This window comes from Paenibacillus sanfengchensis, assembly GCF_036864765.1.
Taxonomy (GTDB): Bacteria; Bacillota; Bacilli; order Paenibacillales; family Paenibacillaceae; genus Fontibacillus; species Fontibacillus sanfengchensis.
Genome location: NZ_JBAGJC010000005.1, coordinates 514,960 through 531,390 on the forward strand (window position 1 = coordinate 514,960; position 16,431 = coordinate 531,390).

A 16,431-nucleotide genomic window follows, 5' to 3' on the forward strand; every position below is an offset into this window, starting at 1 on the left:
GCTAATCTCCTTTATTATGATGAACGTGGCAAGAGCAATAACGAATCAGTAAAGGAGCGTTATAATGGATCATAAGCTTACAGCGCCTACTCCGCCGCTAGGCTGGAACAGTTGGGACTGCTACGGCGCGGCCGTAACGGAAGACGAGATTCGGGGCAATGCGGAATACATGGCGAAGCATCTCAAAGCCTTTGGCTGGAGCTACATTACCGTGGATATTCAGTGGTACGAGCCCGAGGCGAATTCCTCTCAATACCGGCCGTTTGTTCCGCTCGTGATGGATGAATATTCCCGGCTGATGCCTGCTGAGAACCGGTTCCCCTCCGCAGCGGGCGGCCAGGGCTTCAAGCCGTTAGCCGATTATGTACACAGTCTTGGACTGCAATTCGGGATTCATATCATGCGCGGCATTCCCCGGCAGGCCGTCCACGCCTCCGCTCCGATTCTGGGTACAGCCGCGACGGCCCGCGATATTGCGCATACAAACTCGATCTGTCCATGGAACACGGATATGTACGGCGTGGATGCCTCAAAGGAAGGGGCTCAGGCCTATTACGATTCTCTCTTTGAACTGTATGCCCAGTGGGGTGTCGACCTGGTGAAGGTGGATGACATCGCGGCCTCCAGGCTGTACGACACCCATCAGCCGGAGATCGCCCTGATCTCCAAAGCGATCGAGCGCTGCGGCCGGCCCATGGTGCTAAGCCTATCCCCCGGACCGGCTCCGGTGGAATACTCGGCGTTCTTCGCCGAGCATGCCAACATGTGGCGAGTCACGGACGACTTCTGGGACCAATGGCCGCTCTTGCTGGATATGTTCGACCGTTGCCGGACATGGCAAGGCGTGCCGCAGGCAGGTTGTTGGCCGGACTGCGACATGCTGCCGCTCGGTCACATCGGTATCCGCTCGGTGGATGGCGGGGGTTCGGACCGCTGGACCCGGTTTACGCGCGACGAGCAGTTGACGATGATGTCGCTCTGGAGCATCTTCCGCTCGCCGCTCATTTTTGGCGGCGAATTGCGGGACTGCGACGACTGGACGCTGTCGCTGCTGACCAATCGCGAGGTGCTGCGCATGCACCGGGAGAGCCGTGGAGCCAAGGAAGCGCTCCGCGAGGGGGATCTTATAGCCTGGACGGCCGAAGGCGCCGAAGGCTCCCGCTACGCTGCCGTATTCAACATCGGCGAGAGCCCGCTGCCGCTGGAGCTGGCCGCCCCACAGATCGGCCTGACAGACACCGCCGCAGGCGCCGAGCTATGGAGCGGAGCGCCAGCCGAGTTTGCGGGAGACGCCTTGCGGACCACAGTGCCGCCGCACGGGGTACGCCTCTACCGTTTCTTTTGAGAATAGAACTAAACAAGAGATCTGCCCGCGACGGGACAGATCTTTTTACATACTAGTGATCGTCGTTAAGGTACACGCGAATTACTATGTCTTGATCGTGATTGCCGAATCCGGAACCGTACAGTGTCAATCCCCCTACGTTAACAGCCTGCTCATCAACCGCGAACCGAAGCGTCCAGAAAGGTTCCCACAGCTTGATATCCGCGAGGGTCACCTCCGACATTTGCTCACCATCTATAAATGTACCCGACGCATCGATGCGGATCGTCTTCAATAACCCGTATTGATTCACATTTCGATGCCACCATTCGGGTGTATATCTCCCCCGCGCAGCTCTTCCGAAGTCGGCCGGACTTGTCCATATGCCAAGAGAGATGCCGTTGAAGGTGAACTCAATATCCGAAGGCCAGTAATCTCTTAAGCCGGGAGCTTCCGAAGCAATCTCCATGGAGATTTCGATGGCATCCGCCGTTTGATCGGTAAGCAAATAGTTAGGCATTTTGTATTCAACATACCCCCACCCAAACCATAGAATGGCGGCGTGAACCCGCTCGGGATCAAGAAAGTAGCGCGGGTCGTCCCAAACTCCGATTTCTTTCTCGCGCGTGCCGAGCCCGCAAGTAGGATGGACTTCAAAAGCGGTGTAATGGCCGACCGAAATACTCTGCTCTCTGATCTTCGCGGTGCGGCTGGCAGACGGAAGCTCAATCTCGACGTTTTTTTGTTTGAGAAAACACATTTTGTGCGTCCCCCCATTCAGCCGTACCCTGTGACTTCCGATGAGCCCGGCTTGTTCGAGTTTTCGGATATGCATGGTGACGATCGAAGGGCTGAGTTCCAAACGATCCGCGATATCCTTCACATTCATCTCTTGATCGGCAATGAGACTCATGATATTCCACCTTACTTCGCTGGCCAACGCTTCGTATAACGGTATAAATTCCGGGTCCCCGTTCGCTTTGATGATCATCATAGTCTCCTGACCGCATTTATTGAAATCACATATATATTAATTTAAAAGATTTAACATGAACCTTCAAGCCTAATTCATTGTATGACTTTAAACAATGGTGTTTAATTTTCTTAGCTGCTAATCGCGTTAGATTTATATATATGTGAATTTATTAAAGAGGTGGTTCTATGAAATACAATAACCCGGTCATCAAAGGCTTTTATCCCGACCCCAGTGTATGCAAGGTAGAAGATTTCTATTATCTGGTTTGCAGTTCCTTTCAGTACTTCCCCGGCGTTCCGGTTTTTGAGAGCAAAGACCTGATTAACTGGAAGCAAATCGGTCATTGTCTAACCCGAGAGAGTCAGATTCAGCTCGGCGAGGTGGGCAGTTCGGGCGGAGTTTTCGCTCCCACGATCCGGCACCACAACGGGAGATTCTACATGACCACGACCAACGACACCACTCGTCAAAATTTCTATGTTTGGACTGACAATATCTACGGGGATTGGTCCGAACCGATCTATGTGGATCAGGGAGGAATCGATCCCGATTTGTATTTTGAAGACGGAAAGGCCTTCTTTATGAGCAACGGGAAAGACGATAACGGGATTAGCGGAATTGTTCAGTGTGAAATTGACATTGAAACAGGCGGCAAGCTGTCGCCAAGCCGTTCGATTTGGCAAGGAACAGGCGGACGATATTTGGAAAGCCCCCATATGTACAAAATAAATGGCGGGTATTACCTCATGGCCGCTGAGGGCGGAACTGAGTACGGTCATATGGTGGTTTATGCCCGGGGTGAGGCGATCTCCGGTCCGTTCGAAGCCTATCCGAACAATCCCGTACTGACCAACCGCAATCTGGGCGGTTACGAGCTGCAGGGGGTTGGCCATGGCGATCTGATTCAAGATCACGACGGAAATTGGTGGATGCTCCATCTGGGCTTCCGCCAAACCGGCCAATGGCTTACCTACCATCACCTTGGCCGCGAAGTGTTTCTTACGCCGGTTACTTTTGGCGAGGACGGCTGGTTTACGGCAGGGCATCACGGTACCACCCTCACGAGTTTTGAGACCGACCGGATCTCAAGCCAGGTCATCCAGCAGGAGAAAAAGACTTATACGTTTGAGAACACGGATTGGAATCTGGACTGGTGCTACCTCCGTCATCCTGTCGCGGAGAACTATCTGTTGGAATCCGACAGAATAAAGCTGAAAGGGACCGGAGTGACGCTGGATGTTCCAGCTTCCCCAACATTTATCGGCATTCGCCAAAGGGACTTCAGCGCGGAAATCTCTTGCGAGGTACAGCTGGCAACAAGCGGAGAGGCCGGCATCACACTCTATATGGATGAACATCATCATTACGATTTAGCTGTACGTAAAGATGCCAATGAGTGTAAAGTCATTGAGCGCCTGAATATCGGCGATATTAAATCCGTTGAATATGAAGTTGACCTGGAAAGCGGCAATCATGCCACTCTGATGATCCAGGCAGCCCATGAGCGCTATAGCTTCCTCCTTCACGCAAACGGCAAGGAAATCCTCTTAGGCACGGCACAAACCAGATACCTTTCCTCGGAAGTTGCGGGAGGATTTACAGGCGTACTCATCGGTTTATATGCCGTCGGAAAAGGCGCTTCGGCCGAATTCTCCAAGTTTAAATGCGAATATTTATGACCCTCGCTGTTAAAAAGATAGCCGATTCCTCAGGAGCAGCCTAGGGACCGGCTTTCAACTATGGTGAATGTTGTCGAAAATAGCTAGGTACCCCGGCGAAGCAGGCTGAATCCGCCCCCGCCCCGCATTTTCCCAGGCCGCCAACTACAATAGCGGCCTTTTGGGACGTTATTTCGGCCTTTTTGGGCTCCAGGGGGATAATAGCGGTCAAAAAAGGTCTTATTTCCTTGTTGCGGGTACTAGCGTTGCATTAACCCTGACATATGATTACAACGGAGCTTGATGCCTTAATCGCTTTTAAAGAACTTCGCAAAAAAGTACCGGCCTTTAAACAAGGTTCTGCAGTTAGGAAGTCTAACGGCCGTCAGAGCCGTTATGTTGCGATTGAATCACGTATTGGGATTTTAACGGTCGTGTGGACCGTTATTTACCATCATTTCGACCAAACCAGCCATACTTATATGAAATAGGGGCTGTGGCGGCCGTTAGAATTTGGAGTCAGCGCAAACAGGGCAAATAACGGCTGTGGCGACCGTTAGCATGGTTTAGAGGCGGAGACGACGATCTAAGCTCGACATGTTGCTTGCCGAAGCGACGGAATGGCCCCAAATGGGCAGCATCAAGGAAGGTTTGATGCAACGTCATTGCCTAAAAGTCGGCTATTTCCCCCCCGACCAACCGAATTCGCCAAAATAGCGCAGCATAAGGCGCAAAAGGCTCTTATTCACCTGCCCTGCTTCAAAGGGAGGCTACTACAGCCGTTAGACCTCGCGGGTTAATGCAACGCTAGTGTGTTGCGGGTACCGAAATCAGGAATTGGGCTGCTTTTTCCCAAAATAAGACCCCAAAAAGTCGCTATTTCACACCGCCAAACCAAATTCGACAAAATAGCCGCGTAAAAGGCCTTTATTCTCCTGGCGGGCAAAGAAAAATAACTCATCTCGGCCAGAGAGACGCGCTTTACTCCCGGCTTTACTTCCGGCTTCTCATCCGGGCAGTCGCGGCGGTATCATTTAAAAACGGTGATTAACACCTCATCATCAGCCTTTAGATCAACAACGTCGTTTTCCGTCGAAATCCTGGAACATCCCAAAACTTTGCCAGGTAATTTTAGCTTACCAGGTGATTATGCCAAAATCTCGTTACTTTCGGTTTTCTATAAAAATGATCGCAGATGCTAGCTCTGCGATCATTTTTATATTAAGGTATGGCTGTTTTATTGAATCATCTATCATCTCTAAATCCACACCGGAGGGGTGTGGATACGAAACAATAAGAGCTGTTCCCATCGGAAAACAGAAGGTGTTTCCAAGTGCAATAAGTACTTGACTCTCCCCTAAAGGGGAGACATTAAATTCAATTTGTAAGGTAATCAATTAAATAAGGAGGAAGTTAAAATGAACTTAGATATTAGAGACATTAGACAAGAGGATATTGAATCGATTAAAACAATAATTGCAGATACTTGGAACGCGAGGGATTTTGTAGAGGATGAGAATACTTTAAATGCAGCAATTACAATGATGTTCATATGTCCAATATTAAACAAAAGTACTTTCGGAAGAGTAGCTACGATAGATGGAGAAGTGATTGGTGTAATTTTTGGTTCAAGAATTGGTGAAACAACATCTTATAGATTGCTGCAAGAAGATTATACAAGTGAATTGCTACAACTATTAAATCTAAATGACATCGAACAAAAAATATTTGTTGAACTCACCTCCACAACAAATGAGGCGTACAGCAAGTTAATTAAAGGAAAAGAAAATGAGTTTCAGGGTTGCTTAGAATTCTTTGCCGTTTCTGAAGAAGCTCGAGGAAAAAAAGTAGGAAAAAAATTATTAAATGAGCTCATTTCTTACTTTAGGGATACAAATGTAAGTAAAATTTATGTATATACAGACACAATGAGTAACTATGGATTCTATGAGCATAATGGATTTGTCCGTCTTGATGAAGAAGTAACTGTATTTAACCTACCTATCGGCAAACGCGAGAATACGAATTTTATATATGAATACAAACTTTAAGCTAAATTCAGTCCACCTCATTTATTGGGGTGGACTTTAGACTTATTTGAAATTGGGAGAAGTGATTATATTGATTAAAAACATCTGTCACTAAATAAAACCTATATACCTTATTACATGTCAAACGGTTTTTCTCCAAAAATTCTTTTAATAATTGAATTGTTTCAGTCTCAGTATTTCTCGTACAAGTAACCGTTAAGTATTCTCCCTTTTGTAATTCAGATACATTAAAGGTATCTTTAAGCATTCTATAATCTTCTGATGTTATTAGACGAAATACATCGCTGACTTCCCAATGACCATAGGAACATGAATAAATTAATCCATACTGAAACGTATGGTTTGCAAATTCTCCTAATTGATCATCTAATTCATCGAATGATTTTATTTCATTAAGTTCTCCACCTTGTGTAGGTAAACTTAGAAAGTATCTTTCCTCAAATGTCTGAATTTTAAATCCATTGTTCATAAGTTCATCTTCAGAAGAATGGATAGCTGCCTTTAAAATTTCTATTCGTTTATGAAGCTGTTCTAATTTCTTTATTTCTTTATGAATTTCTTCATTTTTCTGTTCTAAATAAAGTTTAAGGTAATTTGTATCGGCTTTAGCAAATAAGGCTTTAATTCCTTTCACACTTACATTACTTTGCTTACAAATTTTGATAATATCCAGATAGATGAATTGATTCATTGTATAATAACGATAACCGTTATCGGGATTAGTGTATGCAGGTATTAACAAGCCAATTTTATGATAATAGCGTAAGGCTTTTATCGTAACATTTTTTATATTAGAAACTTCCCCAATTGAAAAATATGTTTTATTTTCCATGAATTCCTCCGATAAGTCTCATCCGTAAAATGTGCATTCTCTCCTCCTAATAAATCACAAGTTGTGCTCTTATTCAATTAACGGGTCGTATTCCTTCTCCGTTAGGTGAGGCACAGGGAGCATCCATCGTATTTCTCGAAAAATAAAAAAAGGAGGCAAATTCCGCCCCCTTGATCACTATTTACTCCCGCTATGTCCAAAGTACAACTTCGTCAATAAACCCTTTTCAACAGTTCGATCATCTCATCCAAGGTGAGACCAAAGGACTTGTAGTAGGGCACCTCGCCAGCCATTTGTTTCGTAACCATTTCGTCGCGTATTCGTTGCATTTCGCCGGGCGGGAAATCGGTCACAAAGCATCCTTTTCCCGGTATCGAGTGGATCAAACCGCACCGTTCGAGTTCTTCCCACGCCTTCTTGACGGTGATGACACTAACGCGCATTTCATGGGCGGCTTGCCGGATCGGCGGCAGACAATAGCCGCTTTCCAGTTCCCCTTTCAGAATTTGAGCGCTTATTTGCTCAAAAAGCTGCTGATACATCGGTTTCTCAGCGTTGTTCGAGACCGCCATGTTTACTGGATCTCCACTTGAAGGAATCGCTTGACCCCAATGCGATACGCAATGGCAGTGAGTGCAAAGAATATCGCGATCCCCGCAATCAGGATACAGGTTTGAAGCCCCCCGCTGTGGGCATCCGTACCATAGAAAATACCGGACAAAACCGGGCTCTGGATTCCGATCCACTGGACGATCCCGGCGAACAGCATGGCAGCCGTTATGGAATAGAGGATCGCCGCTCCGATTTTGTACGCGGTCTTGTAATACATGGGAATAAAGATCAGGTTAAAGATCGCCAACATGACAAAACACAGACCCCAAAAACTCAAATTGGGCGGGAAGAAATAGTAATCAAAATTTGGGTATAGGCGCAACGTGACCAGACCGAAAACCATGGCAATCCCGATATGCAGCAATTCCAGCCCGGCGATTACGGTTACCCTGGCTCTCACGATGTCCCGTTTGGTGACGGGCATCATCGAGGTAAACATCAGATCGTTCTGCGATCTGAATTGATTAAACATATTCGGTACTGTGATCCAGCAAAAATACAGTAGGACAATGAAGTAGATCCAGCCGGGAATAAGCATTAAAGCGCCGGTCAACAAAGGCATGGCAAAAAACAGAGGGTGTACACCCAATTTAATATCCTTCATCACCAAGTTATACATGGACTTCCTCCTTCTTCGTAAAATAAATCAAGATCTCCTCAAGGCTCGGCGTGGCGGCTTTTATGCCATAGGAGGGATCGAAGTCGCTCTCGTGGATCAGCCCCGTAAAACCGAACGAATTCGTTTTATAGGAAATCAACCGGTCCTTTACCCGGTCCAGTTCACGCGCGGTACCGCTCAGCAGGGAATAAGATGCTTTGAATTCTTCCTTCTCGCAGCTACGAATAATTTGCCCACCCGAGATAAAAGTAATGAAATCCGCACACTTTTCCAAGTCGGAGGTAATATGGGTCGAGAAAAGAATGCTGACTTCGCCGTCTACGATAAGTTCCTGGAAAATATCCAGCAGATCGTCTCTTGAGGCCGGATCAAGCCCGCTGGTCGGCTCGTCGAGAACGAGAAGCTTTGCCCCGTGGGATAAGGCCAGGGCCAGACTGTATTTTACCTTCATGCCCGTCGACAGGTCGGCGATTTTTTTATTCTCGTCCAATTTGAACCTTCGCAGGTAGTAGTAATAGGTCTCATCATTCCAGTTCCGATAGAACTTCTTAATGGTCTCGGTCAACGTCTTCATCTTACTGCGCGTATAAAAATCGATGCCTCCGAAGGCGAATCCGATCTCCTGCTTCAATTCAAGTTCATGTTCGGCCATGCTTCTGCCCAGAATATGAACCTCGCCGCTATCGATATGCGTCATATTCAAAATCGACTTGATCGTCGTAGTTTTACCTGCACCGTTGACACCGATAAAACCCATAATATACCCCTTCTCCAGTTGGAACGAAACATCTTTGAGCTCAAAGCTCGGATATTTCTTGTTTATGTTCCGCACATCTAACGTCAGCATGCTGTACCTCCTTGTAAATTGTGTATACCGTGCATGCACAATATATCACCAAATGTTGGTATCGTCAATAGCGCTAGAACCCAGCAGGTTTAAAAAAGTAAAAACACCGGCCGGACTTTAAAGTCGGCAGGTGTATATAATAAATATCGATCTGCATTTGATAAAAAAAGCCCGCTTGCAGCGGGCTCTTTTGAATTTAGTGTATATTCTTCTTTCTGAAATTGCCGCCTTTCACCTCGGCCACATCATAAACGACCACAAAGGCATTCGGGTCGATTTCCTGAATGATTTGTTTGATCTTGCTGTCCTCCAGGCGGTTAATCACGCAAGTGATCTCTTTGTATTGTTCATTGGAATAGCCGCCGTATGCATCCGTATAGGTCGAACCGCGCCCTAACCGGTCACGAATCGTTTCCACCATTTTTTCGGGTTGCGTGGTAATGATTTTGAAGGTCTTGGATCCGCTCAAGCCTTCTTCCACAATATGTATGACTTTGGATGCAATAAAATAAGCGAGTGCCGAAAGGATGGCCCCCTGTAAGCCAAATACGGTCGAAACCACAATGAAAACAAACGCATTTAAGAACAGAATCAAGTCGCTTGTCCCAAAAGGCAGCTTTCGCGACAGCAGCACGGCTAACATATCGATCCCGTCTAACGCCCCGCCATTTCTCAAGGCCAAACCCATTCCGAAACCGATGATAATCCCGCCGACAACGGTAACCAATAATGTATCGCCATGAATAATTGTCGGTACATCATGCATAAGAACCGTGCCGATTGCCAACGAGGCAATCCCGAGAATGGAATAGAAGGCGAAGCTTTTACCAATTTGTTTATAACCGAGCCATACAAAAGGGATATTAATTACAGCAATCAGCAGCCCTAACGGTAATCCAAACTGCTTTGAACCGACGATACTCAGGCCTGTTACACCGCCATCCGATACTTTATTGGGTATTAACACGGCTTCCAGACCGTACGCCGCTACAAGAGCACCTATTATGATCAATAATCCTCTTGATATGATTTTCAGAATATTCGGGTTGTGTTTGCTCCTTGCGTTCATGCTACTTCCCCTTTCAGACTAAATACACCAAAAGCTGCTAAAAAACAGTCTATAATATTTTTCATAAAAAAAGCAAATGGAAACCGGGGCTGTCTGTGATAAGATTCGCTTCTGCTGCCGGAAGTAAGTTATAGTAGGTGTAGTTGAAAATATATTCCAGGAGGTTGCCGCCATGTCACAGGAAATCTGGATTAACCTGCCGGTCCAAGATGTTGTGAGGTCAACCTCTTTTTTCAATGCAATTGGATTCCATGCGGTGAGGGTTGGGAACGAGAGAGCCCAGCTTGTTATAGGCCAAACAACGATCCTGCTGTTCCCGGATGAGGCGTTCGAGAAATTTACAGGGTCAAAAACCGCAGATACTTCCCATAGCGCGGAGGTCCTATTCTCCATTGGGGCTGGAAGCAGAGAAGAAGTAGATGACTTTATTCGAAAAGTAGAGTTTGCCGGAGGAAGCGTTTTTGGCAAGCCGAGTGAAACGGACGGCTGGATGTATGGCGCAGGATTTGCCGACCTCGACGGTCATCGCTGGAACCTGCTGTATATGGATGAGAGCAAAATGCCGAAACGATAATATGGAAAAACGCCGGTACCTGCATAAGATACCGGCGACCCTCCTAATAAATGAATTCGATCGTAAAAATGCAGGGTCCGAGCTGTAATGCCTGTAATCTGAACAATATCCTTAACCGTTATTCATTGATCTTGTCTAGCAATTGCGAGACGATTTGCGCACTTTCTGCACGGTTTGCTTTTTCATGAGGCATGAATAAGTCCTTGCCACGGCCGCTGAGTAAACCAAGTCCCTGTGCAGCTGCGACCTCATCTTCAGCCCAGCCGCTGATCGCGCCCGAATCAACAAAACCACTCGGTCCACCGTCAACAGCTATTTGTCCTGTATAGAATCGATAAGCATTAACGATGATAACCGCCATCTCTTCACGGCTTATGGTTTCCTCCGGTGCGAATGTATCCATGCTTCTTCCGTTTGCAATCCCCGTTTCGTATACCGCGGCAATGGAAGAAGCGTACCATTTTGTCGGATCAACATCCTTAAATACAGTCGTGTTCGTGGCCTTTATTCCCAGTGCCCGGCTAATCAACGAGACAAACTCGGCTCGGGTCACGTTTTGCTTGGGTGCAAATGCAGCATCGCTTACACCGCGAACAATTTGCTTCGCAGCCATCTTTTTAATTACGTCATGTGCCCAATACGACGCATGAACATCACTAAACGATTTGTCGTAAATAAGGATGGTATACATACTAAAATGGCTCACTTCCGCAGACATCCTATCGCTTGCATACTTTCCGCCGCCCGCGTACTCCAAGCTGCCGTCATCGGCGATAGAATAGATTCCAGCCAGATCCAGACGGAAATTCTCATTTAAACTCAGCCTGATGGTAACTGGTTTGGCGAATTTCTCAAGCTTAAGCGCCGTTCCGTCAGCTTTCACTATAGATAATTTGAAGTCATAGACCTCTCCTAAAGCTGATATGTCCGCTTTATTTTTGCTCTCGGCACGTTCCATCAGTGCTTTCATCCGATCTGCCGATAATGTGTCTATTTCAAAGGAGATTTGGGCACGTTCAAGTTCTTTACTTGTAACCAGCCCTTGCAAATCCTTCAATACCTCGGCGGGAACTTCGATCTCTGCGCCGTTATGTTTAATCTTCAAAGCGTTCTTGCCGTCGTTTGCCGCCGTTTTAACCGGGAACAGCACCTGCCGTTCACCCTTAGCCATTTCGAATGACAGGCTATTGGGACTTTCCGGTTTACTTGGGGTACCCCCATTGTCCACAGGGCTATTCGTATCGACAGGATTGGATGGAGCAGGCCGATCGATCGGTTTTGTTGGACCGGCGGGATTCTTCACCTTCACCGGTATGTTGAAATCGTCGACGTTAATATGTCCAAACCCGCCTGTGGATTGGTCAACCACCTTAATGTAAAGCTCTTCGCCGATATACTGCGACGCATCCCAAATCTTCCTTTGATATTCCTCATAATTGGTTGCGGTCTCTTTAAACAGCTCTTTGCCGTCCGTTGCCCGGACCAGCGCAACATACAGCTTATCGATATCGCGCCCGCCGCTGATAAGGAAATTGATTTTACCGTTCCCGCCAAGAACAAAATTTTGTGATCTCAGCGTTCCTGTTAAGCTGTCCCCACCGGCCGCTTCATTGAAGCCCCACAAATGATAGCCGCCCGGTATTTTTTGCGACGGATTAAAATAGATCGTATCCCAGAAAAACTGGGCATTCGTCACATGGACATCCTGGAAGGCATCCCCTTCCGCTATCCAGCCCGATAAATCGCCTGTAGCAAAATCGTGATTAGGCAGATCCGTAATATCCTTATGCACCGAGTTGTCCCAGTTGTCCGGAACATACACCGGAGCAGCCGGTTCTCCCGTCAAGGCATTCATATTCCATACTTCCATCGACTTGACCGTAATATCTTTGTCCGCCCAGACCTTTAAGCCGAGTGAGTCGTAGCGGCCAACATAGACTCGGGTTGTCAGCTTTTTCTTATAATTAGCAAAGGCTTCAACTACCGAACGATCAAGGAAAATATGGAGCTTCAGATGTTCTCCGTCCAGATCGACGTACCCGCCTTGAATGCCATCCACGCGCACATCCGGATCCATGCTGCTCTTGGTCCGATCCACATTGAAGGTTCCGTTCGTCTTGTCGTAGTAAATCAGTGTTTCTTCCTGGCCGTTTTCGGAGCGTCTCACCTTAAGACCGAATTTCCGGGCTTCGCCCGGATCCATTTCCATCACAATCTCCAGCATGTCGCCTTTGACATGTTGGATCAAGTGATTGGCGGCCTCCAAGTTTTTATCCGCAAAATCAACCAGTTTTGTCCCCCTGAGGCTCTGCAATTCTTGAATCGGTTCAATGCGTAATTGATCATGACTATCCAGGCTTAGGGAAACCGGCAGCGCCAGATTATGAGCCCATCCGGCTTGATATTCCGCCTGCGGCGTTCTTACGTTTTGCACCATGGAGAAAACGACCGTTCTTCCGTCAGGCGTGACCATCCCGCTCTCTGCGGTCAGATAACCATCGCCTACATCCAATTTGGAGGGTGCCTCCTGATCGGGTATAAATCTAAAATTATCCCTGTCCCAGGTTCCAATCCAATAAAAAACTTCAACATCTCTTTGTACATCATTCGCTGGAGCAACATGCTCCGGTTTTTCATGGGGATTAACCATAAAAATATGCTTTTGCTTGCCCGTACTATCCTTGCCTAACGGCAGTAATACCGGCAGTTCCCATACCGTACCGAGCTCCGGATATAGGTTTCTGTCACTAACGTACAGTGGCCCTTTATACTCCCAGTTGTACATATCGTCGGATACATATACCAAAGCCGTGCCGCTGCTGAAGTCTTGAAGGCCGGACGTCACTAATTGATACCACTTGTCTACCTCTTCGTCGTACCATACAAAGGGGTCCCGGAACTCATTATGAATGCCATTTCCATTCTGTTCCGTAACGGGTTCGGGATGTTTCACCCAGTGCTCTAAATAGGGATCCGCCAAATCCGCCGGGGTCGCCAATCCTGTTCTTTGGTTAGGCGACAGAGAGTCGTTCCCCGCAGTATAGAAGAGGACCGGATTACCGTTGCGATCATATGTTGCGCTCCCCGACCATACTCCGTCCGGATCCAGGGTGCCCGCTTCGGGAGCCAGAGCAGGCCTCACATTTTCCCAGTGAACCATATCGTCACTCACCCAATGTCCCCAATGGATTTGATGCCAATATGGACCTTGCGGGTTATGCTGATAAAATAAATGATATTTGCCGTTATAATAAATCGGTGCATGCGCTTCATTCATCCAATTTTGCGGCGGCATCGCGTGGTACTGGGGACGATGCTGATCTCCATCAAACACACTCGGGTCCTCGTCAATATCGCCATTCGGAATATGCGGAACCGAGCCGCCATGAAGCGTTTTCACATTCTCATATTCAGCAAGGATCTCCTGAGGGGCAAGGGTTTTGTTTTGCAGCTTTACTTCATCGATAAGTCCGCTGAACATATTGTAGGAGAACAAACCTGCCAGCTCGACCGGTTTATTATTTTTACCGATCATCAGGTTTTCGGTTGATGGGGTAATCGGAATGTCGACGGGGGTGGCTTGGGAAGCGACTTCCTCGCCGTTCAGGTACAACTTCATCCTCCCATCTTTTTTGTCGAAGGTTGCAGCCACGTAATTCCATTTGTATTTTTCCAGGGGATGATCTTTGACCCATACCTGAATCCACTGGCCGCCGATCCCGGCCTGCATCGACCATGTGCCGTGCCGGTGCATGCCAAGCTCAAAGCCTTCCGCTTTATCCTGATCGGACTGGCTCACGATTGTGGACAGCTTGTTTCCGTCTCCCCATTCATAGCTGCGGGGGGCAACCCAAGCTTCAACCGTGAATGCGTCACGTACCGGAACCGTATTCTCTGCCTTGATCTCAATGTAATTCGAATATCCATCGAACAGCAACGCCCCGCCTTTTACTCCGCGCGAAGTCCACCTAGGGTCTTTAGAGGCCATATACCTGGCATCATTAAATACATAATTCACGTCATGCTCAAGATCGCTTACTTCCTCAAGCGCCTTCCTACCTGTGCCTTCATCAAAATTCATGTAGAAGATGTTGCCCACAGTGCGAGTCTCAAAAGCATCGACCGAAATGCTGGATTGATTCGATTGATCGATAACCTTGATGTAAAGCTTCTTATTATAGTGTTCTTGCATTTTCCACGAAATTCTCTCATTTGCCCGGATGTCCCCGGTCTTCTTGAGCAGCGTGTCAGTGCCGGCATCATATAGTGCAACGTAGGCATCCACCGGATTGTCGACACTTAAAATAGTGAAGTTCATTGTCCCGGTTCCCTGAAGCGTGAAAATACTAGAGGTGATCGAGCCCTGTCCCTCCAAAGAGGATTTGGCATAAAAGTTGCCTTCTTTACCTGCCCCGGGTTCATCGGTTACTTGAAAAGCATTGCCATCAACGGTCCAACCCTCAAAGCTTCCGGTTTCAAAACCTGGATTCTGCATTTCGGTCGGCATGATGTTATCGGCCATGACTCCTTCTTCCGGAACAAGTTCATTGAAGGTGTTAAAGGCGTCCGCAAAGATGAGTCCCCAATCCGAAGCCCCTTTATCGACGATCTCAATATATAGCTTCTTTCCGATATATTTGGAGAGATCAGCTTTATATTGCTCCATATTCGCGAGTCTCAAGCCTTGCGCAGGATCCGGAAAGCCGGACTCGTTAAATTCGGTGTTTCCGTACCTGGCAATCAAGTCTCCCGAATCCGCAACGATTACGTTTACGTATACTTGATCCGTATGCTTGCCTCCGCCCAGTCTGAAGGTAATCCAGCCGGTTCCCCCCAGCTCGAAGGTGCTGGAACGAAGTACGCCGGTCGCAGATTCGTCATACTTCCAGCCGTTTAAGTGATAGGCGCCTTTCTGGTTATACGGAATCTGTTCCGCCCACCAGGTTGTTTCATCCGAAACGCTGTTCGGACCGAAAGCATCGCCTTCAACGACTGTCCATCCCGATAAATCTCCAGTTTCAAAGCCGGGATTTTCAATTTGATAGCGTTTGAAGTCCGGCTTGATATCCGTGGCGACAATTCCCTCAGCCGGCTCGGATGGATGGTACATGAAGAAGGCGTCCGCAAAGATCAGACCCCAATCCGAAGTGGCATTATCAACGATCTCGATAAATAGCCTTTTTCCCAAATGTTCTGAAAGATCCGCCTTATATTGCTCCATGTTAGCAAGCCGCATGCCCTGATCGGGATTCGGGAAGCTAACGTCGGCGAATGCGCTGTTGCCATACCTGGCAATAACCTGCCCCGTATCGGCTTCTACGATGTTTATAAATACTTTGTTTGAATTTTTTGCGCCGCCCAGCTTGAAGCTGATCCAGCCGCTGCCGCCCAGCTCGAAGGTGCTGGAACGAAGCACGCCGGTCGCGGACTCGCTATACTTCCAACCATTTAAATGATAGGTCCCTTCCTGGTAATAAGGGATTTGCTCCGCCCACCACGTAGTTTCGTTCGATACGCTGTCCGGACCAAACGCTTCGCCGCTGACTACCGTCCAACCTGTCATATCCCCCGTTTCGAAACTTGGATTTTGAACTTGATAGACCGCATCCGTAACCGCAGATACCATGCCAAGCTTTGAATCGAGATCTCCTCCAAAGCTTGGCCCCTGCCCGGCTGCTGCCGAAATACCGGGAGAAACAAGCTGGAGCACGATCGCCCAAGTAACCATTCTGGAAATCCAACTCTTTTTATTCTTCACTTTTCTCATTCAAGAGCTCCCTTCATTATTCGAATAAAACGCTTTCAAAATGCAGGTGCAAACTTCCTGAATGTATACAGCTCTCTATGCCTACCGGAAAGAAGCGCCGAA

11 protein-coding genes and 1 pseudogene are annotated in these 16,431 nt (G+C 47.5%); 4 read left to right on the forward strand and 8 right to left on the reverse strand.

What is annotated here, in order from left to right:
- Positions 1 to 64: 64 nt before the first annotated feature.
- Positions 65 to 1,345, forward strand: coding sequence for a glycoside hydrolase family 27 protein (locus V4U84_RS14250; protein ID WP_334077399.1), 1,281 nt, complete (start codon positions 65 to 67; stop codon positions 1,343 to 1,345).
- 52 nt (positions 1,346 to 1,397) lie between these two features.
- Here V4U84_RS14250 and V4U84_RS14255 read toward each other — a convergent pair whose 3' ends face one another.
- Positions 1,398 to 2,312 (reverse strand): ArsR/SmtB family transcription factor, encoded by a 915-nt coding sequence (locus V4U84_RS14255; RefSeq protein WP_334077426.1) that lies wholly within the window; start codon positions 2,310 to 2,312, stop codon positions 1,398 to 1,400.
- A gap of 173 nt (positions 2,313 to 2,485) precedes the next feature.
- On the opposite strand from V4U84_RS14255, the gene V4U84_RS14260 reads away from it, so the two are divergent.
- Both V4U84_RS14260 and V4U84_RS14265 read left to right on the forward strand, forming a co-directional pair.
- Positions 2,486 to 3,979, forward strand: a complete 1,494-nt coding sequence (locus V4U84_RS14260; protein WP_334077400.1) for a glycoside hydrolase family 43 protein — start codon at positions 2,486 to 2,488, stop codon at positions 3,977 to 3,979.
- A 1,397-nt stretch (positions 3,980 to 5,376) separates the two neighbouring features.
- Entirely contained in the window at positions 5,377 to 6,009 is a 633-nt protein-coding gene (locus V4U84_RS14265; protein WP_334077401.1) for a GNAT family N-acetyltransferase, read from the forward strand.
- 7 nt (positions 6,010 to 6,016) lie between these two features.
- Here the strand turns inward: V4U84_RS14265 and V4U84_RS14270 are convergent, their stop codons facing one another.
- The 5 genes from V4U84_RS14270 to V4U84_RS14290 all read right to left on the reverse strand — a co-directional run bounded on the left by V4U84_RS14270 (position 6,017) and on the right by V4U84_RS14290 (position 9,988).
- Positions 6,017 to 6,841, reverse strand: a complete 825-nt coding sequence (locus V4U84_RS14270) for a MerR family transcriptional regulator (RefSeq protein ID WP_334077402.1) — start codon at positions 6,839 to 6,841, stop codon at positions 6,017 to 6,019.
- Positions 6,842 to 7,053: 212 nt separating this feature from the next.
- Positions 7,054 to 7,413, reverse strand: a complete 360-nt coding sequence (locus V4U84_RS14275) for a GntR family transcriptional regulator (protein ID WP_334077403.1) — start codon at positions 7,411 to 7,413, stop codon at positions 7,054 to 7,056.
- 2 nt (positions 7,414 to 7,415) lie between these two features.
- Positions 7,416 to 8,072, reverse strand: coding sequence for an ABC-2 transporter permease (locus V4U84_RS14280; RefSeq protein ID WP_334077404.1), 657 nt, complete (start codon positions 8,070 to 8,072; stop codon positions 7,416 to 7,418).
- A complete protein-coding gene (locus V4U84_RS14285; RefSeq protein WP_334077405.1) occupies positions 8,065 to 8,919 on the reverse strand; it encodes an ABC transporter ATP-binding protein in 855 nt (284 codons plus the stop codon). Before V4U84_RS14285 ends, V4U84_RS14280 begins: the two co-directional genes overlap by 8 nt.
- Before the next feature lie 196 nt (positions 8,920 to 9,115).
- Positions 9,116 to 9,988, reverse strand: a complete 873-nt coding sequence (locus V4U84_RS14290; RefSeq protein WP_334077406.1) for a YitT family protein — start codon at positions 9,986 to 9,988, stop codon at positions 9,116 to 9,118.
- 172 nt (positions 9,989 to 10,160) lie between these two features.
- Between V4U84_RS14290 and V4U84_RS14295 the strand changes: the two genes are divergently transcribed.
- Positions 10,161 to 10,562, forward strand: a complete 402-nt coding sequence (locus V4U84_RS14295) for a VOC family protein (protein ID WP_334077407.1) — start codon at positions 10,161 to 10,163, stop codon at positions 10,560 to 10,562.
- A gap of 44 nt (positions 10,563 to 10,606) precedes the next feature.
- On the opposite strand, the pseudogene V4U84_RS14300 reads toward V4U84_RS14295, so the two are convergent.
- Together V4U84_RS14300 and V4U84_RS14305 are read right to left on the reverse strand one after the other, a co-directional pair.
- A pseudogene (locus V4U84_RS14300) lies at positions 10,607 to 10,684 on the reverse strand (MerR family DNA-binding transcriptional regulator); the annotation flags it as partial.
- Entirely contained in the window at positions 10,681 to 16,329 is a 5,649-nt protein-coding gene (locus tag V4U84_RS14305) for an S-layer homology domain-containing protein (RefSeq protein ID WP_334077408.1), read from the reverse strand. The gene V4U84_RS14305 and the pseudogene V4U84_RS14300, both read right to left, overlap by 4 nt.
- Positions 16,330 to 16,431 lie beyond the last annotated feature (102 nt).